The sequence below is a fragment of the Njordella aestuarii genome (assembly GCF_056494165.1).
Map to the genome: position 1 here is coordinate 4,005,764 of NZ_CM151397.1, position 23,767 is coordinate 4,029,530.

18 protein-coding genes are annotated in these 23,767 nt (G+C 50.4%); 3 read left to right on the forward strand and 15 right to left on the reverse strand.

Annotated elements, in window-relative coordinates:
* Positions 1-4: 4 nt before the first annotated feature.
* The 7 genes from SH451x_RS15765 to SH451x_RS15795 form a co-directional block, all read right to left on the reverse strand.
* Positions 5-1,600, reverse strand: coding sequence for a serine/threonine protein kinase (locus tag SH451x_RS15765; RefSeq protein ID WP_479357947.1), 1,596 nt, complete (start codon positions 1,598-1,600; stop codon positions 5-7).
* Between the two features lie 235 nt (positions 1,601-1,835).
* A complete protein-coding gene (locus SH451x_RS15770; RefSeq protein ID WP_479357948.1) occupies positions 1,836-3,026 on the reverse strand; it encodes a Gfo/Idh/MocA family protein in 1,191 nt (396 codons plus the stop codon).
* Between the two features lie 24 nt (positions 3,027-3,050).
* Positions 3,051-3,842 carry a phytanoyl-CoA dioxygenase family protein gene (locus tag SH451x_RS15775; protein ID WP_479357949.1) on the reverse strand — a complete coding sequence of 264 codons (792 nt, stop codon included), beginning with the start codon at positions 3,840-3,842 and terminating at the stop codon, positions 3,051-3,053.
* Positions 3,843-3,852: 10 nt separating this feature from the next.
* A complete protein-coding gene (locus tag SH451x_RS15780; protein ID WP_479357950.1) occupies positions 3,853-4,419 on the reverse strand; it encodes a sigma-70 family RNA polymerase sigma factor in 567 nt (188 codons plus the stop codon).
* A 32-nt stretch (positions 4,420-4,451) separates the two neighbouring features.
* Complete coding sequence (locus SH451x_RS15785; protein WP_479357951.1) at positions 4,452-6,302, reverse strand: serine/threonine-protein kinase; 1,851 nt, start codon at positions 6,300-6,302, stop codon at positions 4,452-4,454.
* Positions 6,303-6,347: 45 nt separating this feature from the next.
* Positions 6,348-7,028 (reverse strand): sigma-70 family RNA polymerase sigma factor, encoded by a 681-nt coding sequence (locus tag SH451x_RS15790; protein ID WP_479357952.1) that lies wholly within the window; start codon positions 7,026-7,028, stop codon positions 6,348-6,350.
* A gap of 132 nt (positions 7,029-7,160) precedes the next feature.
* A complete protein-coding gene (locus SH451x_RS15795; protein WP_479357953.1) occupies positions 7,161-8,267 on the reverse strand; it encodes a TlpA family protein disulfide reductase in 1,107 nt (368 codons plus the stop codon).
* 218 nt (positions 8,268-8,485) lie between these two features.
* Between SH451x_RS15795 and SH451x_RS15800 the strand changes: the two genes are divergently transcribed.
* The 3 genes from SH451x_RS15800 (at position 8,486) to fmt (ending at position 11,225) form a co-directional block, all read left to right on the forward strand.
* A complete protein-coding gene (locus SH451x_RS15800; RefSeq protein WP_479357954.1) occupies positions 8,486-9,406 on the forward strand; it encodes a sugar phosphate isomerase/epimerase family protein in 921 nt (306 codons plus the stop codon).
* Between the two features lie 177 nt (positions 9,407-9,583).
* Positions 9,584-10,174, forward strand: coding sequence for a peptide deformylase (gene def / locus SH451x_RS15805; protein WP_479357955.1), 591 nt, complete (start codon positions 9,584-9,586; stop codon positions 10,172-10,174).
* Between the two features lie 13 nt (positions 10,175-10,187).
* Complete coding sequence (gene fmt / locus SH451x_RS15810; RefSeq protein WP_479357956.1) at positions 10,188-11,225, forward strand: methionyl-tRNA formyltransferase; 1,038 nt, start codon at positions 10,188-10,190, stop codon at positions 11,223-11,225.
* A gap of 27 nt (positions 11,226-11,252) precedes the next feature.
* Here fmt and SH451x_RS15815 read toward each other — a convergent pair whose 3' ends face one another.
* The 8 genes from SH451x_RS15815 to SH451x_RS15850 form a co-directional block, all read right to left on the reverse strand.
* Complete coding sequence (locus SH451x_RS15815; RefSeq protein WP_479357957.1) at positions 11,253-12,023, reverse strand: PIG-L deacetylase family protein; 771 nt, start codon at positions 12,021-12,023, stop codon at positions 11,253-11,255.
* 110 nt (positions 12,024-12,133) lie between these two features.
* Positions 12,134-13,597, reverse strand: coding sequence for a DUF1501 domain-containing protein (locus SH451x_RS15820; protein ID WP_479357958.1), 1,464 nt, complete (start codon positions 13,595-13,597; stop codon positions 12,134-12,136).
* A 91-nt stretch (positions 13,598-13,688) separates the two neighbouring features.
* Positions 13,689-16,382, reverse strand: coding sequence for a PSD1 and planctomycete cytochrome C domain-containing protein (locus SH451x_RS15825; protein WP_479357959.1), 2,694 nt, complete (start codon positions 16,380-16,382; stop codon positions 13,689-13,691).
* Positions 16,383-16,608: 226 nt separating this feature from the next.
* Positions 16,609-18,879 carry a protein kinase domain-containing protein gene (locus tag SH451x_RS15830; RefSeq protein WP_479357960.1) on the reverse strand — a complete coding sequence of 757 codons (2,271 nt, stop codon included), beginning with the start codon at positions 18,877-18,879 and terminating at the stop codon, positions 16,609-16,611.
* 156 nt (positions 18,880-19,035) lie between these two features.
* Positions 19,036-20,133, reverse strand: coding sequence for an anti-sigma factor family protein (locus SH451x_RS15835; RefSeq protein ID WP_479357961.1), 1,098 nt, complete (start codon positions 20,131-20,133; stop codon positions 19,036-19,038).
* Positions 20,134-20,151: 18 nt separating this feature from the next.
* Positions 20,152-20,817, reverse strand: a complete 666-nt coding sequence (locus SH451x_RS15840) for an RNA polymerase sigma factor (RefSeq protein WP_479357962.1) — start codon at positions 20,815-20,817, stop codon at positions 20,152-20,154.
* A 229-nt stretch (positions 20,818-21,046) separates the two neighbouring features.
* Positions 21,047-22,288, reverse strand: a complete 1,242-nt coding sequence (gene mutY / locus SH451x_RS15845) for an A/G-specific adenine glycosylase (RefSeq protein ID WP_479357963.1) — start codon at positions 22,286-22,288, stop codon at positions 21,047-21,049.
* 127 nt (positions 22,289-22,415) lie between these two features.
* Positions 22,416-23,627, reverse strand: a complete 1,212-nt coding sequence (locus SH451x_RS15850) for a PDZ domain-containing protein (protein WP_479357964.1) — start codon at positions 23,625-23,627, stop codon at positions 22,416-22,418.
* Positions 23,628-23,767: the final 140 nt, after the last annotated feature.

Here is a 23,767-nt window from a genome sequence, read left to right on the forward strand (position 1 = left end):
GTCCCTATGAATGATCGTGCTCACAAAAACGACTTAAGCCGCGAATCCGCTTGATAATTGCACTTAACGTAAGGCCAATTACAGCGAGACCGCTTATGTAGATCGCTACATAGTCTGCCCGGTTGACCGTTTGATCATGGCAGATAAAAGAAAGAATCAAGGTCGCTATGATGCAAAGCGAAGCCATCAGCACGACGTAGCGGATTCGATAGAAAAGCGAACTGGCTACGATCAGCATGGGATAGCCAACTAACAATAAAGCTCGAGGCGGGCTCGCCAACTGAATCAACACAGTCAAAACAACGACGTCGATAACCGCCCAGTACGTACAGGCAATTTCTCTCCAACGCACTCGCATCACCCACCTTTGAAGTGCGAAACAGGTAGCCATCCAGACAATGAGAATAGCTTCGCGAGAGATCAATTCAGCGAACGTGCGATGCGTATACCAATGTGAGTAAGCGATGATCAAACCCGCAGCACTTATACCTGCGACATGCGATACCAGAATAGGAGACCGTCGCCACCACGCCGCCAGTCTTTCTGAAAGGCTCAGCTTTGCGATTTGAACAGGCTCGCCTCTCAAAAGTCGACGCAGATCATTTCCGAACTCTTGGACTGACTGATAACGGTCACTCGCATTCTTTGCCATCGCTTTCGCAATTGTTCGCTCAAGCGATTTGTTCGCGCGCCGGTTCAATCTTGAAGGCAAAGCTGGCTCTCGGTCAATGACTTGTAAAAGAACATCGAATGGCGTCAGACCTAGGAAAGGCGATTGTCCCGTGACCAAACTGTAGAGCACTGCGCCGATAGAGTAGACATCACAAAGAACAGGGTCAGTGCGTTTCGTTCCAGTCGCTTGCTCAGGAGCCATAAACGCCGGCGTCCCAAGGATCTGTCCAGTCGCAGTCAGCTCGTCATTTTCGCTTTCTGCTAGTTTTGCCAATCCGAAGTCGATAACGATCGGCTGACCGTTTGAATTGAGTATGACATTCGCCGGTTTGATATCTCTATGGTAAACTCCACTCTGATGCGCGTGCTCAATGGCATCGCAGATTTGAATGACGATGCGAACTGCTTCATCAATTGGCAACGCTTCTCCGGCGCAGCACTTCGAAAGGCTTTGCCCTTCGATAAAAGGCATGGTATAGTACGCCACGCCATCATGTGCGCCAGAGTCATATACTTGAACGATACCCGGATGTGAAAGAGCTGCGACAGCTTCGGTCTCCGATGCAAAACGTTGCAATTCTAGTGCATCAGCCAGACTTCCCGACCGAATAACCTTGAGTGCGACGACACGTTTGAGTCCTTTTTGTCTCGCTTTATAAACAATTCCCATTCCGCCGCGGTCAATCGGTTCGAGGATCTCATAGCCCCCGAAGAACTTGGGAACGGTGTTCGATTCGGCTCCCGCATCCATTGGCCGATATTGATTCTGGAGGACTGCGTTGAAGCGATGGTGAGCCGAGAAGAATTCGCGAATTTCGGATTCATACTGCGGGTAGCGAGCGATCCAATCGATCTCACTAACCTTCTGCGAGCTCTCAGAAGACAGCAATATTTCAGCGACAACATCGTCAATGCTGGTTTCAGACATGTGTGCAGATCGACCGCAGCGTTTCCAAGGACAAAGGGAAATTTTGAGTGCTAGCAGCAGAATGCCACGGCCCTCACAATCGTTACCACTTAACAGATACCGCTCATTAGCGGATATGACGGCGAATTTGAAAAGTTGGGCCGAAAAAAATTATATTTCTGCCTTCCCCCCTGAAAAGTCGTTGCCTCTGCTCATCGCCGCAACGAACCATCTGGCAGCGATATCGACGGTGAGCTTAAAGCAACCGCTCGAAAATTTCACCCGATTCATTGTTTTTGATGATGACTTTCGATTGGCCATTAGGCAATGTCTCACGCTTTATCAGCGAGTGGAACTCGTCAAAAGGTCTTGAACGTCTGACTTTCTCGCTGTCCAAATCCCCTCTCCAAACCTCTAGTTCGATTGGTTCCCATTTTTTGGATTCGATCGACTTATAAGCCGCATCAATGATTGCGTTCACAATGTATCCATCGTAGAAAGTCTCGACAGGCTGGCGCTTTCCATCGAGACAATCCAGCATATCGGCGAACATATCGACATAGCCTAGCGCACTCGCTTCGTCGCCAACTGGAAAGATCCAACCGCGATTGCTTTCGAGTTTTTCTGCGACGTATCCCGTACTCTCTAAAGCGGAATACATTTCGATTCCCGTCCTCAACCAATGGTTCAACCAGATAGTACCCTCAGTCCCAACGATTTCATCACGCAGGTCCATACCGCCGCGAAACGCCCACGAAACTTCGAATTGGCCGATCGCTCCGTTGGAGTATCTCACCATTCCAATAGCATGATCTTCGGTCTCAATCGGATGCACTTGAGTATCACCCCAGCAGACTACTTCGACAGGGCGTACTTGCTTGCCAATAAAGCTGCGAGCGATCTCAATGCAGTGGCAGCCCATGTCCACAATAGCTCCACCGCCAGCTAGTTCTTTGTTCCAGAACCAATCGCTGTGTGGTCCCGGATGTGTTTCTCGCGAGCGGACCCAAAGCACCTCACCGACACTTCCAGATCGCACCGCTTGCATTGCAGATAGCGTCTTCGGCGTATAAACCAAATCTTCAAGGTATCCATGAAACACGCCTGCAGTTTCGACCGCCTTTAGCATGCGCAGCGCCTCTTGAGAAGTCCGACCAAGCGGCTTGGTGCACAGCACTGCCTTACCTGCTTTGGCTGCTGCAACTACAGCTTGCTCATGCAAGAAGTTTGGCAAGGCGATGATCACGGCATCGGCATCGGCGTCATTGATAGCTTGCTCTAAATTCGTTGTGTGACGCGGGATGTTCCATTTCTCAGCAAACCCTCGTGCACTTTCCATTGTTCTTGAATAAACAATACAAACGTGATCTCGCCCCCGCTTCGCCTGCAGTGCTTGAGTGTAAAAGTTCGCGATCAGCCCCGCTCCAAGAATTGCGAGTTTTGCCATCTTCCGCCTCAGTTCAACACAGTTTCAATCGTTATTATTTCTAGATGCCAGAATTTTACTGACCCTATCATCATCCCAAAGTTCCAGCTCCGAGTAGTTCGGGTGACGGCCATTTTGCACAATAGGATCGTTATGCCGAGTGTTGTAGCAGCAAATGAGTGACCAACGTGGGGCATCACTCTCATTCTTGCTCGAGCAGTGCAACAAGTTGCTATGAAAGAAAAGAGCATCGCCCGGCTCCATTTCACAATATACCAACTCGTAACGTTTTGCCGCTTCCGACACGCGTTGTGGGTCAGCACCTTTTTGTTCGCCGAAAGTTCCATGATCGATTCGACCGATCTTATGAGAGCCGCGTAAAACTTGAAGGCAACCATTGCGTTTTTCAGCGCGGTCAACGGCAATCAAACAACTTGCCATATCCGGATAAAGGCATCCATAGCCGTACCAATAGCCATAGTCCTGATGCCACTCCCAGGCTCCACCGACCCTGGGCTCTTTCAACATCATCTTGTGATGGTAATGATAAATCTCGTCGCGCAGCAAGTGCTGCATCGTAAAGGCGATTCGTTTGGAGCGAACGATTGCAGTGTAGGGTGACTGATTGTCTAAATCGTTTCGTAGCGCCAGTCGACTTTCGCCTCCCGTCGCGTCGCGACGCACGTACGATTCTGACGCGAGTGCGATATCGCCGCGGGCATAGTTGAGCAGCCCTTCCATTTCCTGGGCGTTAAAGATTGAGCGTGCGAAAACGTAGCCGTCGTCGTCGAACGACTTTAACATGCGATCTAAGTCTGCTTTTTCGAACACTTTCATGCCGCCTGCTTTATTTCAAAAAGATACTTTCGTCCACTTCTTGGGATGCAATGCTTTTCAGCTCCTGCATTCCACGATAGATCAATCCCGCAACCGCCTGAGGACTCCGATCCATCGCTTCGGCTATTTGATTCAACGATTCGTTATGCCAATATTTTGCAATGATTGCTTGCCGCTGCTCTTCTGTAAGCCGATCTAACATGCATGCTAACATGACAGCCTGCTCATCACGATGCACTCCGGCACTGGGCGACGATACGTCAGCGGCGAGCACATCGGCCAGCTGATAGGAAGATTGTTGTAGATCGCTGCATGCTTGCTCACGAGTTATATCGCGACACTTTCTAGAATGCTGACGGGCTGTCTGTAAAATTTCATTGGCCAAAATCGTCCTTAACCAACCTGCGTACTGCGCTGAGTTGTCGCCGTGGAATTGTTGCTTGGCAGCGTACGCTTTGAGCATCGTGTCTTGGACGATGTCGGATGCATCCACTTTGCATTGCAGCTTACCCTTGATCTGAATCTCAGCAAGAATGCGAAGGTAGGGACGAAACTTTTCGAGATCGAAGGAACTCATAACGCGGATCTCCTCTTCTTCGGTCCAAAATGCTAAAGCTGCTGCCGTCTTCGCTGGCGGTAATATTTGACACCCGGCACAAAGAATGAAAGGCTACTCACGATTGCAAAAATCATATGAGCTTCCAACGGGTAAATCGCCATCATAACCGAAGCGGCTAGAAGCATGGCGGCTTGCACATAGAATGCTCCGCTCAGCATTCCTGCCTTGATGATGAAAATCATGGCCGTTATGACACCAAGCATTGGGCTGAGCGTCAACGTCTCAAGTCCCAACCACCATTCTAGCGGAAAAAGAGCAGCAATTGCGACCATACTTGAGCCCCAAACATGTGCGATCTGTCGCTCGACAAAGGTAACTGGTCCCATCCGCCGTCGCAAAGCCCAGAATACAAATGCCCAAGTACCAAGCCCAAGCGTCCACAAAGCTGCATAAGCGTAACGATTAGTTACGCCAGAGTAGCGAAAATATTGCGTCAGCGAACACGCGATAACCAAAACCAACGAGTGCCAGATCCACAGAAGCCCCCAATTCTCAAGGACAGGAGCGTGGTGAGTTTCCCGAAAAAGCCGCGCGAGCACCTGTGTAAACTGTCCTGAACTCGCCGAAACTGGTTCGTCGCGTAGAAAACTCTCCAGATCGTTTGCCAGCGAATCCGCGGTCTTGTACCGAAGATCGGGTGGTTTCTGCAGACAGCGAACCACGATCATTTCCAAATCGCGATCCAATCGCGGTTCTAACAACCGCGGCGCAGGTGGATCCTGCTCCACAATCTTCATCGCCAGCTCGATTGGCGAATTTGCCACCAGCGGCGGCCTCCCCGTCAGCGCATGGTAAAGTACTGATCCAATGCTATATATATCGGAACCAGGCCCCATCAACTGCTCTTGCCCAGTCGCTTGTTCAGGCGACATGTAGGTTGGAGTTCCCAGAATCGCACCAGTCCTTGTCAGCGATTCTTGATCTCCCGTAATAAGCTTTGCAAGTCCGAAATCTGTAAGTTTCGGCATGCCTTTGCTGTCAAGCAGTATATTGCTGGGCTTTACATCCCGGTGAATAATGCCTTGAGAATGTGCATACGCAATCGCCCGACAAATTGGAGCAATAATTTGCACAGCTCGGCGTTGTGGAATCGGCCCTTGATTGATTCGCTGCATCAATGTCATACCGCGAATATACTCCATTGAAAAGAACGGACGACCATCCAGTTCGCCGACTTCGTAAACCGGTACAATATTGGGATGATTCAACCGAGCCGTTGATTCTGCTTCCACGAAGAATCGCTTCTTCTCCTCGGGTGAAGCCAGTCGTTCTCGCAGAATCATTTTAATTGCAACTTCGCGGACAAGACTAATTTGTCTTGCTCGATAGACAACTCCCATCCCTCCACGCCCGAGTTCATGCAGCAGCTCAAAATCACCGACTGTCACGGGTAATTTCAGCTGCAGCGATCCGGCATCGCTGGGGGCCTCTGCTTCGTCATGTACCTGCCCAATCGCATCGGTCACCAGAATGGTACCCCAAAGCTCGCGCAGATCGCTCGCGAATTCAGGCGTCTCTCGACAAGCTTGCTGCAGATCAATTCGCTCGCCGCGTTGAATGCGGTCCGCAAGTTCCGATATTCGATAAGCCAGTCTTTCGTCGTATTCGCTGAGAGGCTCATCGTCGTCTTCAGCAAAATTGACAGACGATTCAGCAAGAGGTGCAGTCGCGTCGCTCGGATGGTGGATAATCGTCGGCGCATTTTGCGAAGGCGTCACCTCTGGGCTATTTCGAGGTGTATTTTTTAGCGGTGCATTTTCACCCGCAGCATCTTGATCTCCATGCGGCAGCGGATTCTGCCACTGGATCGTTTCATGAGGATCAGGATCCCGCGAATTCATCGTGTGCGTCTATAGATCGGTAAGAAGGCCGAATCAAGCAAAATTCTAGTCAGCGGAATCATCGGACGCCTGCTCACCCGGTGGCAATAGCTCGCTATGTTGTTCATTTAGCAGTTCACGCAATCGCCTGAGAGCTCGCAAGTAACGCATACTGGTAGCAGGCTCCGTCAACCCTAGAGATTGCGCGATTTCAAGATTGCTCAATTGCTCGTAGTGGCGCATCAAGATAATCTCTTTATCCTGATCTCGTAATTGGTGAACCGCTGTTTCCAACTGCATGGCTATTTCACGCTGTGTCGCTGCCGCGGCAGGCGTTAACTCAGAATCGCATAACTGACCAGCAAGCTCGATTGAAGATTGATCAACATTACCGCGAACATGCAGACTCATCTCGCGATCAACGCTGCGTTTGGCCGAAACTGCATGTCGGCGGTGGGCGTCGATAATGCGATCACGAGCGATTTGACGAATCCATAGATGAAACGCCATTGGCGGCTCATTCAAATAATTCTGCAACCGCCGACTCGCCTCAATCAAGACGTCTTGAAGGATGTCGCTAACATCGACTCGGCGCGTTACACGGTTATCCAGTCGCAACTGAATCATGCGGCGCAGGCCTTTTCGATGTCGATCTAGCAACTCGTCGACTGCGTCTTTGCTGCCGTCGCGAGCGCGACCGATAAGTTCATCAGTACGATCGTCGTTTGGCCAAATTGGTTCGTTCATTCACTCGCTCGCGGGAAAAGTAGTACACCTACCATAGCATAGTTGATTGACTAGAACCGAACGATTTTGATGTACAAGATGGATTGCGGATGCCACGTTCATAAATCGATTCGTCATCACGCTGCGCTAATCCTACTTCTCACTCACTGCAGTTTCCGTTGCCGTCATGGGCTCGATTAAATCGCTGAGTAGTTTCCCGAGCACTAAACCGCGTGCCTCTAAATGGATAACTTTGTTTTCTTCGTCCAACAATATCAGCGAGGGAATTGCATTGATTCCGTGCTCTTGAGCTAGTTTTGACGCGGCGAATTCATCGTCATTCCAAATGTTAATCCATGGTACGTTGTTTTCAGCCACAAACTTTTCGAGCTTATCGCGGTCATCATCAAAGCTGATGGCTACGATTTCGAAACCCTTACCGTGATAGTAGTCATACAGCTTTTTCATGTAAGGGTATTCTTGAGGAACGGACCGCTCCCACGAAGCCCAGAAATACAGCAGCGTAAACTTCCCAGCATTGCTCGATAGATCAAAGTCGCCACCGTCTAGCGTTTTGCCCTTAAACTCAAACACCTTACCCAGGGAATCAAGGCGGCGAGCATTGGCTTTCAACATTTCGACCCAAACTGACAAGTTCTCCTTGTTCTTCTTTTCTAAAATATCCGCGACCATCAGATACGCTTCTTTGGCTGCCTGAGGATTGTTGATTTGCTCAAGGTTTTGCCCAGCCAAGAGCACCATCCGTAGATCTTTCTCGTTTGGATCCGATTTCGCGGTCAAGTAATCGGCAAACTTTTTCATCGTTGCTTGCTGAGCTTCAGGCCCCTCGTTGCCCATCAACATCACCGAACTGGCCAAATAGGCATCCTCAAGTTCAAAAAACTGGTCTGTCGTTCGGTTGGCCGTTTTCGTCAGTGCAAGCTCTGCCGCACGCTTAATGGCCGTTTGCATTTCAATGTACTGGTCGCGAGTAGCCGGTTGCCGTTTTTGAATTTCTCGAACGAAAGCAAGCAACTCTGTCGGGTCCTGAGTTGCAGGCTGCTTGATCGGCTCCCAGTTTTGTTCCGGAACAGTCGACAAAGCATCCTGCGAAAGCCCGGTCCCAACCGTTTCTCCCTGCCCGCAGACAAAATTTGCGGAGTTCGCAAGGCAAAATGCGACCAAAAACAAGTGTCGGGCAACTGTGCGGAAACGCCACACCCCAGCCTGACTTACTAATGGATGAATACAAATGTTCATATGCGGAGAACGACCTATTATTTAGGGAGAACTGGGAATTGCAGTTGTGCAGCGATCCAACGCGCGGCAATCCTCGGCGTCAATGCTATTAGCCCTAGAAAAACAGACGCAAGTGTGTAATACTCTCGCGTTGAATTCATCAAAATTGAAGGGGATACTTTCCCAATTAAACCATATTTTCAGAGTTTTGCGATAAGTCTAGAAGGATCAAAAGACGCATGTACAAAAATCTAAACCCGGCAGCTCTCGGTATTTCTGGTCGACAAAGTGAGCTGATCGAGTTAGCGATGACTTACGGCTTCAAAGGCCTCGATATTGATCTCAATGACTTAGTAAAGCGAACCAAACGTAGCGATTTCGAGCACGCTTCACGCTACCTTAAGAGTGCAGAGATCGGCGTTAGCGGCTTCGAAGTTCCCATCGACTTGGACGCCGACGACGAGAGCTTTGCCAAGGCGCTGGCAGAATTACCAGAAGCGATGGAAGTTGCATCCAAAGTCGGCGCGACCTGCGGCTCCCTCCGTCTTCCCGCGGCAACAGATCGCCTGCCTTACCACGAATACTTTGAGGTCTTGCGCAAGCGAGTTACTCAAATTGGCGACGTAATGGCTGCAAGTAAAATTAGGCTCGGCCTATATTTCTCCGCGGCCAAAGAATTCCGAACCGACAAGGAATTCAAGTTTGTCTCGGACGCAGAAGGCTTCCTTGCATTCTTTAACGCCGTCTCCCATCCTCAAGTTGGCGCAACCGTTGACACTTGGTCGTGGTCCGTAAGCGGCGGCACTGTCGATCAATTGCAGACGATCGATGTTGCAAAGATTGTATCGGTCCGTGTTGCCGACGCTGAAGTCGACTTGGACGTCGCTACCGCAAGTTACAAGAATCGCCTGATGCCCGGCGATGATAAACTCGTCAAAAACGTGAGCATCATCAGCCATTTGGCATCGAAGGGTTACAAGGGGCCAATCGCAGCCGCCGGACACCAATCGACTCTCAGTGGTATGACACGTGACGCAATCGTCTCGCACGCCCAAGATTGCTTGGACAAGGTGCTCACCGCTGCTGGACTTGAGACAGAGACTCGCAAGCCTGAGATGTTTGTCGACTTGTATCAGCCAGCTTATGCTATCGCTGAATAGTTAAGCCCGAAAAACATTGAAAAATCTGAAAAGCGAACTGTAACCTGCAGTTCGCTTTTTCCTTTTCGTTTACACTCTAGCCGCTCGCAATCGGCATTCCGATTTGCTGACATATTAACCTGCCTAGCGAATTGAAGCTAGGCAATAGTACAAAGTATTGGCACAGGAACGCTCCAAGTGAATGACGATGTTAATCTAATTTTTCACCCTCATCCAACGCTGCGTTTTAAGAGCAAGCCAATCGCGCGAGTCGACGAACAACTTGTGCGACTTGTACAACGGATGTTTGATTTAATGTACGAGTTCAATGGAGTTGGGCTAGCGGCAAATCAAGTCAACGTACCGCTTCGAATTTTCGTTGCCAATCCCGCCGGGCGGCGAGGTGAAGGCGAAGAGTTTGCTTTCATAAACCCCGTGATTTCACGGCAAAAAGGGGCAGAAGAAGCAGACGAGGGCTGTCTTTCCATTCCCAGCGTCACCGCGCCTGTAAAACGCAGCAAATCGTTGCACTTGAGCGCCTATGACATTCAAGGTCGAGAAATTGAACTCGACTGCGAAGGCTTTTTTGCCCGCATAATTCAGCATGAAACCGATCATTTAGACGGCGTTCTTTTTGTCGATCGTTTAAACGAATCGATCGCGCGATCGGTCGAACGGGACCTTGAAAATTTGACGCTAGATTTTGAGTCAAAGCAACGCACTGGCAGTCTTCCATCTACTGACGACCTGCAATCAGAACTGCAGGATTGGCTAACACGTTACACGTAGAGCGGATTTAACGATGCGAATTGTTCTTATGGGAACGGGGCCATTTGCCGTGCCTGCGTTTGACGCGCTTGCTTCATCAGAGCACGAAATCGTCACTGTTATTTCCAAGCCTAACACTGGAAAAGAAAAGAAACTGATCGTCTCACCCGTCGCGCAGTGGGCGATCGGACGCAACCTTCCGCTCTGGCAACCCGAATCGGTACGGGACTCCGATACTATCCAACAGCTTCGGCAGCTCAATTGCGATTTGGCGGTCGTATGCGACTACGGGCAGATACTTACGGCGGAGACGCTGGACGCCTTTCGACTCGGAACGATCAACTTGCATGGCTCCGTCCTACCTAGACATCGTGGCGCGGCCCCTATTCAGTGGGCTCTGATAAAAGGTGATCTGACGACCGGGGTCAGCATCATTCGCATGACAACGGGCCTCGATTCGGGCCCTGTTATTACAACAACGGAAACTACAATAGGCGAGCATGAAAACGCCGAAGCACTCGAAGGTCGTTTGTCTGCTCTAGGCGTCGCTTCGACTCTTCAAGCGATCGACCTCATTCATGACTGTGAAGATCGTGCAGAATTTATGGCGTTGGGAACCATCCAAGACCAAGCGCTCGCAACAAAATCACCTCGATTGAACAAGAGTGACGGCCAAATCGACTTTCGACTTTCTGCTAAAAAAATCGACCGCTTAGTACGCGCAATGCAGCCATGGCCGGGAGCTTTCGCCGAACTGGAGATTGGTTCGGAAAAAGCATTGCGCACAATTATCCACGAGGCGTTTCCGGTAGAAGAAATTTCGGATTCAGCATGTGCAGAGCTATCGCCAGGAAAATTGCTATCTGGGCCCGCTTTGAAAGCGATCTGCGACCCGACGATCGACCTTGCCATCGCAACCGGAAAGGGCTTACTGGCCGTCGTGCAGTTGCAGCCAGCAGGTAAGCGGAAGATGTCGGCGAAAGACTTTGCCGCAGGTTACTGCCGCAGTCCAAATGTTAGATTCCAGATACCTGATGTTGAGAGCGATATTAGCAGTCAACTTGGCGACTGAAAGCTAAATCTTAACCGCTCTAGCAAACTACTTTGGCTGACTTATTAAGTCAGAAAGAGCATCACGCAGTGGATTGAATTCTTTCGGCCCAAAACCGTAATGCAAGTGCCGCCGCCAACCTTCACCGTAACTTATACCACCGTTCGACATATCACCCATGAATCGTGAGGTGTCGATCATGGACTGGACGTAAGAATTCATCTTTTGCGTGCTATCCAACCAGTTTTGCTGGCTCTGATGCTGTTCAAGTGCCTTTCGTTTGACTTCCGTAACTTGAGTACAATCTACGATAAACTCTGGCACGACCGGCTGTAGAGTAGTCGTACAATTGCCGTGCGGTTGAGCATGATAGACTGCGATGTCGCCGGTTACCGAATCTGTTGGCGGATCGCATCGAAAGTTGGGACTGAATTTTATGAAAGCCGCTGACACAGCCAATCGACAGGCGTTTTCATGGTCTTCCATGTAATCGCTAGGAGCATGCGTTAGCAAGATCTGCGGGTTCGCTTGACGCACAATTGCAGCAACTTTGGCGAGTAGCTCTGGCGTATAAAAAATAGCCATATCGTCTGCGATTGGTGCATAAAACTTTGCACCCATGATTTGGGCGGCACGTTTGGCTTCCTCCAAACGAATGCGTGCGGTCTCCTCTCGATCCGTTTCCATCGATCCGCAGCAACCGTTCGCAATGTTGAGATAGTGCAGATCCCAACCGCGCTGCTTTAACTGCAGCATGGTTCCAGCCATTAAGAATTCTATGTCATCAGGATGCGCAGCAACTGCAAGGACGCTCGGCATTTTTTACTCAATCATCTGTTATGGTCAATGTATGATTTTTTGAAATCGACTGCCATAATATCAACAATCGAGTAACTGAAAAGATATGAGAAAACCTTCGTTGTCATACTCTATGCAATTAAATCATTGATGATGCGTCCGTGAACATCGGTCAACCTAAAATCGCGGCCTGCCCAACGATAGGTGAGTTTTTCGTGATCGAATCCCATCAGCTTTAACATCGTTGCGTGAAGATCATGAACGTGCATTCGATTCTCGACTGCTTTGAAGCCGAATTCATCCGTTGCACCGTAGGCTTGGCCGCCCTTCACGCCACCGCCTGCCATCCAGACGGTAAATCCGTAGTGGTTATGGTCGCGTCCGGTCATCGTGCCCGCGTTGGATCCTTCTTTGGGCATTTCCACAGTGGGAGTTCGTCCAAACTCACCGCCCCACAAAATCAGGGTCTCTTCAAATAGCCCCAAACGCTTCAGATCTGTTATGAGTGCAGCGATGGGTTGATCGCACTCGCCTGCCAAACGCCGATGCTCTTTTTCCAGATGATCGTGATTATCCCAAGGTTGTCCCTCGCCATGCCACACTTGAACGAAGCGGACGCCGCGTTCCACTAATCGCCGCGCAATCAACATTTGGCGTGCCTGTACGCCCGTCCCATAAAGGTCACGAATATTCTGTGGCTCACGTGTGATATCAAAAGCCTCCGCGGCTTCTTCTTGCATACGGAACGCAAGCTCCATTGACCTGATTTTTGAATCGATCAGACCATCATGCTCTCGGGACTCACGATGCGACTCGTTTAGAGCTTGTACCAAATCCAACTGCTGACGTTGAGCAGCTGTCGTCATACGATGATTCTTCGAGTTCTCGATCAGTCGTTCGATCGTCTCATGCTTCGTATCGATATACGTCCCCTGGTAGATTCCAGGCAAGAACCCCGACTGCCAGTTCTGAGACTCTTGGATTGGATATCCGTTGGGGCACATCGACACAAACGCCGGTAAGTTTTGATTTTCTGTCCCCAAACCATAAGTTAGCCAAGAGCCAAAGCTGGGTCGAACCAAACGACTTTCGCCGGTGTTCATCAGAAGCAACGACGGCTCATGGTTAGGCACATCGGCGTGCATTGAACGAATAACGCAAAGGTCATCGGCGTGCTGCGAAAGGTTCTCGAATAGTTCGCTAATTTCAATTCCGCTGTTTCCACGCGGTTTAAACTTAAAAGGCGATTGCATCAGTTTCCCGGTCGGTCGCTCTGTCCGAGGGGTTTCACCCGGCATCGTTTGCCCCGCATACTTCTCGAGGGCTGGCTTTGGATCGAACAAGTCGACATGCGAGGGACCGCCATTGGCAAAGATATGAATTACATGCTTTGCTTTAACCGGGAAGTGCGGTTCTTTTGGCAACATTGGATTGTAGGGATCCGCAGCGGAAAACGCTTGCGATGGAGTTGTAAGCATCTGCGCCGCCAGCGCTCCAAACCCCATGCCCATGCGCTGTAGAGCTTCACGACGCGATTGAAATAGAGCACCAAACGGATTTTCGGCTGGGCAGCGTATTTCAGTAATTTTGGACATCGATAATCTCCTCTTCTTTAACCGGACCGTAGCGGTTCAAGTCTGACAATTTTGCTCGCGGATGCAGCCTCGCGAATGGCTTGGGATCACATTAGTCAACAAAACAGAATTCATTACAGATCAAAAGTGCCTGTACAAATTGCTGCATCGGAGTGGCAGGGTTGAAAACGGGGCCAGCGAACTGCGCATTTGACCTAAACACGGCGGACTTTTCGTCTACATATGACACCCTCAGCCGCATCTCGAAGGAATCGTTGTTGATCGAACCATTAGCGTCAGTAACAAAACTCAACACGGTTCCTTGCTCAACCTCAATTTCGTCAAGCCCTATCTCTCGCTCACCATTGGCGACGATCAATTTTTCTGAAATAAGTTGACCATCGCGGCAAACGAAAGAGAGGACACCGTCCCCTTGATCGCTCGGATGCTTCACATTTCCTCGCACTCGAATCTTTCCAGAGCGTGGTGCAGTCCAACGGCGCATCGTCGCCCGCTCGTGCGCTGCATCAGGATGCCCGCCGTCACGCGACAAGAAACACCAGCCGAGCTCTGGATCGGGAACGACGTTGCTAACTCGCCAGCGATCATCCCCGAAATTAGTGAAAGGCGTGAAGCTTGTGATGGCAGCCGTTTCCGCGTCCCATGAACCGTAGCCGTACGTCCATACATCTTCAACGCGGGATTGACGTTCTTGGATCGCAGTCGCAAAGAACTGAAGAGACATTGCGAGCTCGGAAGGGGAAGGCTCACGCAGTAACAAACGATTAAACACAAGCCCTATTTTTGTTTCGAGCTCGGTCGCTTCAGCGTCGATGTTCGCAGCAAAACTGGAGGCCAGATCAAAAATGAATTCACTGTTGAGTAAGAAAAGCCCTTGTTGCGGAACAGTCGTTTGCATCCGAATAGGAACATGCGTATCGGGATTGGCAAAGTCGAACGCACGCATCACGCCTGGCAAATCCTGCCGGTCAATATACGCATAGATCGTTCGACGGTTAGAAAATGGCTTCTCAAATAGTTTTACACTTGGCCCACCGACAGTCGGATCGATCCTAGAGGTTGTAGCCAACATGGCATCGCGCATCGATTCAAAGTCCATTCGGCGCCGTTCGGCACGCCAAAATAGATCGTTAGCTGGATCAATAGCAGCCGAATCCGCATTATGATCGCTCGACATGCGATAAGCACTGCTCAGCGCAATCCTGCGAACCAATTTTTTGACAGACCAACCTTCGCGTACGAAATCAATCGCCAACTGGTCAAGGACATTTCGGTACACAGGCTCGGGACACCGAACTCCAAAGTCGCTGGGAGTCGCCACGATAGGCTTTCCGGTCATCCAACCCCACACTCGATTAACAAAAGCTCGCGCTGTAAGTGGATTGTCGGGATCCGTGATCGCGTCTGCAAGATCGACACGGCCACTGCCGCGTTCCAATGGATATGGTTTACTCAGCGAAATGAACTTAACGAAATGTTTGTCAATTTCGTCCCCACGACTGTGCGCATTGCCACGTTTAAAAATATGTGCCTTAGAAATCTCTTCTTTGTCAGTCAACGCGAGTGGTGCAACTTCGGAATTATCTTCTTTCGAATTCACGAAAGCCGAGTGCAATGAATAATAGTCAGCCATCGTCACAGGATCGTACTTGTGATCATGACAACGGGCACAAGCCACCGACAACCCCATCAGTCCTCGAGAAACAACGTCAATGCGATCATCTGCGATATCGTTTTTGTCGTTTAGGAATCGTCGCCCCAGCGTCAACATCCCCATCGCTGCTTGGTGCCCCTGAGAATTATCTTGATCAAGGGCATCTGCCGCAATTTGGTAGCGTACGAATTGGTCGTACGGCATATCTTCCGAGAAAGCTTTGATCAGCCAGTCTCGATACAGGTAAGCCTTTGGATATTGTCTATCTTCCTGAAAGACATATCCCTTGGTATCCGCATACCGCACAACGTCCATCCAGTGCCTCGCCATGCGCTCGCCAAAGGCCGGCGAATCAACTAGCTGATCAACCAACCGAGCGTACTTGTCGAATGCGGAATCGTTTAAGTATGCGTCGATTGCCTCTTTCGTCGGTGGGAGCCCCGTCAAGTCATAGTATAAGCGGCGGACCAGAGTTTCTTCCGGTGCGATCGCGTTTGGCTTGATGCCACTCTTTTCCAAATGCATGTATACATATTCATCAATGACGTCTTGTGCCCAGTCACTATCCGCCGATGAGACTGGCGCTTCAACATGCGGCTTCTTAAATGCCCAGTGATTGGAGGCGTCAGGCTTTTCTAGGTCACTGGAAATTGTCGTTGGAGCCGTTCGCGGGTCGGGCGCACCGGCAATCAACCATGCGCACAGATGCTGAAGTTCTGCGTCTGATAGCTTCCCTCCCGGTGGCATTTGAAGATCACTGGACTCGTACCCAACTGCTTGCCAGAGCAGACTCTTTTCCCAGTCATGGGCCTCACTGACTACTGCTCCGCGACTGCCGCCACGTTTCATCGCAGGCTGGCTGTCTAACAAGAGTTCGCCTTCCGCTAAACCGCCGACGGCTGAATGACACTCGTAGCACTTTTCAATTAGCAGCGGCCGAATGTGCTTTTCAAAGTAATCCATATCGACCGCGTTTTGATCGATCTGGGGCGGAGTCGTTTGTGCAAAAGTGGAGACGCACATCTGCAGAGTCATCAGAGCGCCGACAATGGCCTGCAAAACTTGCAAACTCGTAGCCGGCACGAATGACCTTACATAGGTGCGATATTTTTTCGCTCGACGTAGACTCATATTGTGAAAGCTCACGCGATTGATGAAATGAGATCGACTTTATCGGAAAGCGTCGATCGCTGGAGGTGGGTTACCATGCCGCACGCAAATAGCATGCAACTCTGGCAGGGCAGGGTGGGGGAAGGCAGGAAAGTCGCGGCGGCAAAATATCACTACCGCATCCATATTCTAGCCCAAAATACTTTTTTGGGCAGTCTGGCCCGCTGACCAAGTGCGATAAAGTCTCTCATCGTCGGTCGACAGTCTGTACCACGCGGAACATCCGTATCCCAAAGTACCAAAGCGAGCCAATGACGGCGAGAACGACGGCCAACGCGATTGCAAATTCCCGAGTCATGGAATCGACCAGTTGCTGCACGGGCACCGCTGTTTTGCTTGCCGGCTCTTGTACTAAAACCAGCAATTCACGATCGCTTGCGGGTGCACGCATCGCGGTATCTTCGCGTGGCCCCCGCATCGGCAGCCGGATTCTTTCCAAGGTCGCGATCCAAAGTCCGTCATATTTGGCACCGGCCGGGTGCGCCGCTAATGGATCTCGGTAGTCAAGCACACCACCACGCCTCAACCCCGACAGCCGCTCGGGTTCTATTCGATACGATGTCGCATCCGCGACGTCGGATTGGGAGCGTGTTGAATCGGCTAGTTCGCTGAGCAACGGGTGCTGGACTAGCGTGCCCTCTTGATCACCGCTGCGACCATCAATTAAAACAGCAAATCGATCTGATGCTACCAACGCCGATGGCTGCGAGTTATCGCCGGCCGATGACAATTCCCCTTCATTACCAAGCAATTCGAAATCGCCCAGGTTGATCGTCATGACCAAGACACCTCGAATTGTTCTCGCGATTTCCTGAGCTTCGGTGGCAGCCGAATTTTCCTTTGCTTCCGATGAATTCTCGCTTCCGATAAAGATTGGCGTGGAAATAGCAATTTTCCATTTGTCCGTCGTCGTAGACTTAAATGGCGGACTCAGGTGTGTCACTTCGTACGGCTTCAGTTTGCTTCGATCGTCGGTGACCCGGTAGTCCTGCGACTCTCCATTAAAGTAACCACGATATGCAAAGTTCCATCCAATCCTTGGCGTAGCTTCTTCTTTATCGGCCAGCGCCGTGGCGATCATCGTCCCGCGTTCATCAAGAATGAAAATTGAATCGATTTGAGCAGCGTCGTGAACTTGGCGTTCTTCTGCGTTTAGTTTCTTAAACGATTCTTCCAAGTGCCGCTCGAGCTCCTGACGTTTTTCATCTCCCACCAGCAAACCTTGCAATGCATCTGGTGGACGAATCGCAACTAGTTGCTCCCATTGCTGTGCTGTAAAAGACGCAAGTGTGTCCACAAGACGCGTGTGCATACTGGGGCGACCAGCCTCGGTTTCAACCAGTTGATACAATGTCGCAATGTCCCGTTCCATAGTACGGGCCGCGAGGCTCGCCGCAAAGTGATTACTCCGGCTCGCTTCCTGCTGCAAACGAACCGTACTTTGCTCCTTCGCAGTGGAAACACCGCGCCAGAAGAATAGCGACATGACGCCTAATAATAGTAGAGGTCCAACGCCCCCCAACAACATTAATGGCTTTCGCATTTGGGATTGAGCACGATCCTGCAGCGCGTCAATCACTTGTTGGACGTTCTCATAACGATTGTCCGGCAGCCGAACCAACATCCGATCGATAATCTTAGCAAGATCTTTGTCAACGCCCTTGATACGCCAATGCGCACGAGGTACCGGCGCGGAATGGATCATTTGGCGGTAGACGGTCAACCTTTCCGGCAAGTCCTTTGCGGTCCGCAATGTCGTGACTCGGTCGGATGAAAAGTATGGCGGCTCGCCGACAATCAAGCAGTACAGCAAGGCTCCGAGGGCATAAACATCCCATCGTGCGTCGGGCATCGCATTCATGTCAGCCTGCTCCGGAGCCATGTAAAACAATGTTCCTAAACTAGGAGACTGCTCGTCTGACATGCGGCTCTGCCCAAAGTCAGCAATACGAGGCGCCATCTGCGCGTCAAGCAGGATATTGGCTGGCTTCAAGTCACAGTGCAAAATCCCACGACCATGCGAATGCTTTAGCGCTGCCAAAACTCCATTGAAAATCCGCAGTGCTTCGTCAACAGGCAGGCGTCCCTTGCGGCGAATTAGATCCTCAAGCGAACCGTTTTCAAGATATTCCATCACATAGTACGGCGGCTCGTGATCCCAACCAACCGCAAGCACTTGCACAATATTTCGGTCAGCTGCCATACTAACCAGATGGCGCACTTCGCGCGACAAAAGCTGCCAGTCCATCTTGGAGTGGTGAATATAGAACTTGATCGCGACGTTTCGACCGGTATTTCGATCCACGCCAATCCAAACTTGACCGAATGCCCCACGCCCCAACAAACGATCAATGCGGTATCCAGAAACTTGAGCCGGCGGGACAGTCGGAACCCGACTCATCTCCTCTGCTCGCATCTGCTCGCCGCTGGTCTGATACTCGGTAAAATTTGGATCCATCAATCAGCTGTCTTCCGGAGAATTGCATTTGCACCAGACGAGAACTTCGCTCTAGAGATCAAGCGCTGAACTTCAAATTAGACCGGCGCACAATGATAAATCTACCGCATTTGGCGCAAAAAGAAGAAGGCTACTCAAAAATGAAAGTATAGCCTACTAACGGCTCACTCGAATCTTTAAGTCCGAGTCGTCGTTGTTTAGCGGACGGAAGTAACTTGGCCCCATCGCCGAGTCTTCGCAACTGCAACCAGCACGCAGTTCGCCATTTCGGTTTAAATAAGGATGATCACGATCTTCCTTATTTTTTCGATTAAGGTTCACAATCTCGACCCTAACGTGCCCATCTTCGTAGAGCACGTTGCAGCGATTCCGGCCATGTGAATTCCATACGAATCGACCATCCACCAGCATTGGAGCATCACCCATAATCGCAAAAGTCGATCGCGAACGGAATCTGGGAGTGATGTAACTATTGTTTTCAAAGACCCCAAGGTTGTAAGCGTACGAGCCACCGATCCAATGCTGCCACGCGCTTCGCTGCTCCTGACTAGCCTCCATCAATTGCCGAGTGCTTGGTAACATCCTCTGCGGACCACCGACAACGGACGAAAAATCATTATTCATTCCTGGACACCATCGCAGATCCTCGCCACATAGCAACTGACGCTCGTTCAGATGCACAGCGTACACACCGGCAAATGACATCGGTCCACTGAGCGCAATCTCTGGTGCGACTTGTCGTGGATCATGGTACGCAAAGTCCTGCAGTGCTAAACCAAGCCCAGACAACTGGAAAGAACACTTCTGCTGCCGAGCCCCCTCTTGAGCGTGTAGTGCCCACGACAAAGTCAGCGAGCCGAGCACAATTAAAGAGAGAGAAAAAGCAGACAACTCGAGCATATTGCGAAAGAGACCGCTACGACCTGTTGCGGATTCAGCCCCTACATCTTCGTCTGCCATCGGACCGACAAGCCAACCGAGTCGCGTACAACCCTGTTGGGACTTGAGCCGTGAACGCTCGCTGCAAGGCTTCAGCGACTTCAAAGTCCTATCGGCTAGATCTCCACGTGGCTCGGGAGTACCGTAATTCGCAGCATCGATGAGTGATGCGAACTGGACATTCAACTCCTCTAAACGGCCTCGCAATTGATCGTCAACAACGATCGCCTCTTCGACTCGTCGCGAGTCGGCATCATCGAGGCTACCAAGGAGGTAACCCAAAAGCATCGGATCATCAATCGGTGACTGACTCACGTGGTACCGGTCGGAATACTAGGAGGACTGATCGGGTAACTGATCAGGATACATACGACGCCAAGTATCATTAAGTTTAATCATCGCGTTGAATACACGACTCTTTACGGTACCTATCGGAATGCCAAGCGCCTCGCTGACATCGGCGTACTTCATACCTTGGAAGTAGACCATATTCAACAACTGCTGTGTACTTTCATTCATTGTGGAAATTACCGATCGCACTCGCTGAGCAGTTTCGTTCTCGATCGCCCGCTCCGCCGGATCATCTTCCCGTGAAACCAACTGGTCCGACGTCGAATATTCCTTATCGCCATTCTTAATATCATACGGCGCATCTAACGACACTGCTTGCCGTCGTCGATGATACCGCTTCAAATCAATCGTTTTATTCACGGCGACCGCGTACAGCCATGGCCTGAAACGGCGACCTTCTTGAAACGTCTCAAGCCGATCATGGACCGTGATGAACGTTGCTTGAAACGCATCTTCAGCCAATTCGGGATCGCCAATATACCTTACTAAGTAGGCATAAAGCTCTCTCTGGTAGCGTCGCACAATCGTTTCAAAGTACTCGATATTTTCCGTTGCACGAAACTTGCCTACCAACTGTTCGTCAGTCAGTTCACGCAACAACTCCGGATTCTCGATCTTGACTTGGTTCCGGTTGGCTAGCTTAGGCATATTGGACCTCGAGAGGATTCCCGTAGAATCAGTAGACTACGTCAAAATGGCACACATAGCTTAAATGCAAACACCGCGCCGCTCTGTCTCCGACCTCACCAATCAGAAAATATTTTAGCCGACTTGGGTGCTCGCGGCGACGTCGGAAATGCAAAAAGCCGAGCCGCTTTGACTGTATGGGTGTGGGAAGGCTTAACTGCCCCTACCAGATTTCTTGGTCCGTAACGATTTATTGGTTATTTTCGCTGGCTTTTTGAAGCCACTGGATCATCCGTCGCCCGGAACTACTAAGTGGCAGCTGTTTTTGGGTCCGAACGTCGGCCCAGACCCAATTTTCGTCTCCAAAACCTGTAGATTCGCGAATGCGACTTTCTTTTTCGCTCTCATGGGTTTGGAGGTTCGATCGTTTTTCCGAAACTTTCAATTCCTGTGAAAAATTTTCACAACTTTCAAGATTCTCGATCGCGTCAGACATTACTTTTCCGCGAAACAGTTTCACTTTGATTCTATGATGCGTCACTGTGTGACGAAATGTTGACAGTTCCGACATAACCTCAACGCGAATTCCAGCTTGCTGCAGAATCCAATTCTGCAGTTTGTCGAACTCGAACTCTGAAAAATCAATCAGTGTTTGTCGCGGCAGATCCCATAATCCGGCCCACCAGCCGCCTTCGGGCCTTTTCCACATCAGCAAATTACCCCGATCATCTTCGATTGCCACAGCAATCTCGATCTGATCGACATACTGAGTCTTTTTTTTGGGAACCGGAATCTCCGCTTGCAGCCCCTCTTCAAACGTCGGACACAGTCGGCGAAGAGGGCAGATTAGGCAACTGGGAGCAAGGGGCTTGCAAATCGTTGCTCCCAAGTCCATGACGGCATGGTTGATCAATCGCGGATTCTCTTCGTCCAAAATAGAGTCGGCGAACTGCCATAGTCTCGCCACCGAGTCAGCCTGAGTAAGCGGCTTTTGCAGCTTCAAAAGTCGCGAATACAATCGCTGCGTGTTCGCTTCTACAATTGGTCGCGGCACATTAAAAGCGAAAGATGCAATCGCCCCAGAAGTGTAGCGCCCAACTCCCGGCAAATTCAGAATAGATTGAAAATCGGTCGGAAACTCTCCTGAATGCTCTTCAACGACCACGACTGCCGCAAGACGCAATGACTTCGCACGGCGATAATATCCAAGCCCTTCCCACAACTGCAGGACGTCGCTCTCCTGCGCTTCAGCCAACTCACCAACCGTGGGAAAACGTTTCAAGAAACGATGATAGTATGGAATGACTGTCGAAGCTTGAGTTTGCTGCAACATCACCTCGCTTACCATGATCGCATACGGGTCGTCAGTATCTCGCCATGGAAGATCTCGCGCCGAAACCTGATACCAACCAAGTAATTCTCGGCGAAAGGCTCGGAGCCATTTTGCGTCAATCCACTCCGGGAGACTAACTTCCGTGTTCTGAGAATTCATTTTACAAGCAATTGTTCACGAGCAAAATCTGGCTGGGTATTCAGGGCTATATTGAGTTGCCAACGCGACAACAGAAGATCTCTATGCTGCAATAGTTGATCCGTTTCAATGTCGGCACTGGAAAGCCTTAAGGCTGTTGCCCAAGCGTCACTTTCACTTCGATTTCCATCCATTTCACCCGAGGAATTTTACCAGGAACAATCACAGTTGTCGGCCGTTCCAACACAACGTCTATCGTGTCCCCTGCCATGAATTTCCCCAACTCGTTCCTCAAGTCGTCAAACTTGGAAATTGAAACGCCTTGAATCTTGATTAGCCTATCGTTTGCCTTGACTCCGCCCAGTTCTGCTGCCCCACCAGGCGTCACGGAGCGCACAACCGTCGACGAAGGGTCTTGGGACATGATCCCGAGAAAGCCCCCGTTCCCAAACACGACCTCAACACCATCCAACTGTTCTCGCAGCGTGTCGACTTCCTCTGCATTCAACTTGGTGCCAAACAATCGCAAATTATTGGCCACAGGCAGTTCTGCTAATGCCGGCAGGTAGCTTGCATCGATCGGGGTATAAAGTAACTCAAGCGTCTCTAGTTGTTTGACGTTCCCTAACAGCTCAATATCATCTTTCGTAAGACTGACGTTTCGTAGCTGGATTATTTTCAAGTTGGGCAAACTCACTACGTGCTCAAGCACTTGTTTATCGACAATCTCACCACTTAACTTTACCATTTCAACATCGTGCAGCCATCGCAAGTTTGACAATTCCTCACGCGTTCCGCGATAGGAATCATCGAGCCGCAAAAGGTAGTGTTGCGCCTGCGAAGTCACAATCTGAAGATATTCTGTATCGATGAATACGCCTAACTGTCGCAATTTGGCCGTGGCAAACTCAGACTGGCGGACTGTAAAGTCTTGGATGGCTGTTGAGGCACGAAACGAAGTTAAAGTTGACGTTGATCGCGACAACTTCCGAAGTGCTTCGAAGGCTTCTGCCCCAGGCGACTTGGTAGGATCATCTAACCAACCATGAAGCAACCGGACCATCCGCAATGACGCTTCGGGAGATACGGTCGTTTCAACGTCAGGGCTGGGAAGCAAGTATTCTAGGATTCGAGGAATCGACTCCGCAGGGTACTTCTCGAGCGTAAGCAGTGCAGCTTCGCGATTCGCATACGATTCGCTGCTCAATTGGCGAATCGATTTGTCAAGCTCTTCCGAAATCTGCTGCTGCGACGCAGAAACCTCAGTCTCTTGCGCAAAAACTCGAAAAGGATCACACCAGAGGCCTACGGCTGCAACCAGCAGTATTCTGATCAATTTACGTTTCAAGAAATGTGGCATGTCGACTGCGATATTGCTTTTTGTTTCAAGGAGCAAGCTGCGCTAAGCGTTTGACATCAAGGATTTGCAAACCCAATCAAATTAATTATCTGCGGCAGCAAGTATGAACATAGTGTGACCATGACGCTAGCTTAAGTATA

What these genes read in the sequence shown, in the direction of transcription:
- SH451x_RS15825 (WP_479357959.1), bottom strand. Translation starts at nt 16,382, where the DNA reads ATGAGTCTACGTCGAGCGAAAAAATATCGCACCTATGTAAGGTCATTC.
- SH451x_RS15785 (WP_479357951.1), bottom strand. Translation starts at nt 6,302, where the DNA reads ATGAATTCGCGGGATCCTGATCCTCATGAAACGATCCAGTGGCAGAAT.
- SH451x_RS15815 (WP_479357957.1), bottom strand. Translation starts at nt 12,023, where the DNA reads ATGCCGAGCGTCCTTGCAGTTGCTGCGCATCCTGATGACATAGAATTC.
- SH451x_RS15840 (WP_479357962.1), bottom strand. Translation starts at nt 20,817, where the DNA reads ATGCCTAAGCTAGCCAACCGGAACCAAGTCAAGATCGAGAATCCGGAG.
- SH451x_RS15830 (WP_479357960.1), bottom strand. Translation starts at nt 18,879, where the DNA reads ATGGATCCAAATTTTACCGAGTATCAGACCAGCGGCGAGCAGATGCGA.
- SH451x_RS15775 (WP_479357949.1), bottom strand. Translation starts at nt 3,842, where the DNA reads ATGAAAGTGTTCGAAAAAGCAGACTTAGATCGCATGTTAAAGTCGTTC.
- SH451x_RS15765 (WP_479357947.1), bottom strand. Translation starts at nt 1,600, where the DNA reads ATGTCTGAAACCAGCATTGACGATGTTGTCGCTGAAATATTGCTGTCT.
- mutY (WP_479357963.1), bottom strand. Translation starts at nt 22,288, where the DNA reads ATGAATTCTCAGAACACGGAAGTTAGTCTCCCGGAGTGGATTGACGCA.
- fmt (WP_479357956.1), top strand. Translation starts at nt 10,188, where the DNA reads ATGCGAATTGTTCTTATGGGAACGGGGCCATTTGCCGTGCCTGCGTTT.
- SH451x_RS15820 (WP_479357958.1), bottom strand. Translation starts at nt 13,597, where the DNA reads ATGTCCAAAATTACTGAAATACGCTGCCCAGCCGAAAATCCGTTTGGT.
- SH451x_RS15790 (WP_479357952.1), bottom strand. Translation starts at nt 7,028, where the DNA reads ATGAACGAACCAATTTGGCCAAACGACGATCGTACTGATGAACTTATC.
- SH451x_RS15780 (WP_479357950.1), bottom strand. Translation starts at nt 4,419, where the DNA reads ATGAGTTCCTTCGATCTCGAAAAGTTTCGTCCCTACCTTCGCATTCTT.
- SH451x_RS15850 (WP_479357964.1), bottom strand. Translation starts at nt 23,627, where the DNA reads ATGCCACATTTCTTGAAACGTAAATTGATCAGAATACTGCTGGTTGCA.
- SH451x_RS15770 (WP_479357948.1), bottom strand. Translation starts at nt 3,026, where the DNA reads ATGGCAAAACTCGCAATTCTTGGAGCGGGGCTGATCGCGAACTTTTAC.
- SH451x_RS15795 (WP_479357953.1), bottom strand. Translation starts at nt 8,267, where the DNA reads ATGAACATTTGTATTCATCCATTAGTAAGTCAGGCTGGGGTGTGGCGT.
- SH451x_RS15800 (WP_479357954.1), top strand. Translation starts at nt 8,486, where the DNA reads ATGTACAAAAATCTAAACCCGGCAGCTCTCGGTATTTCTGGTCGACAA.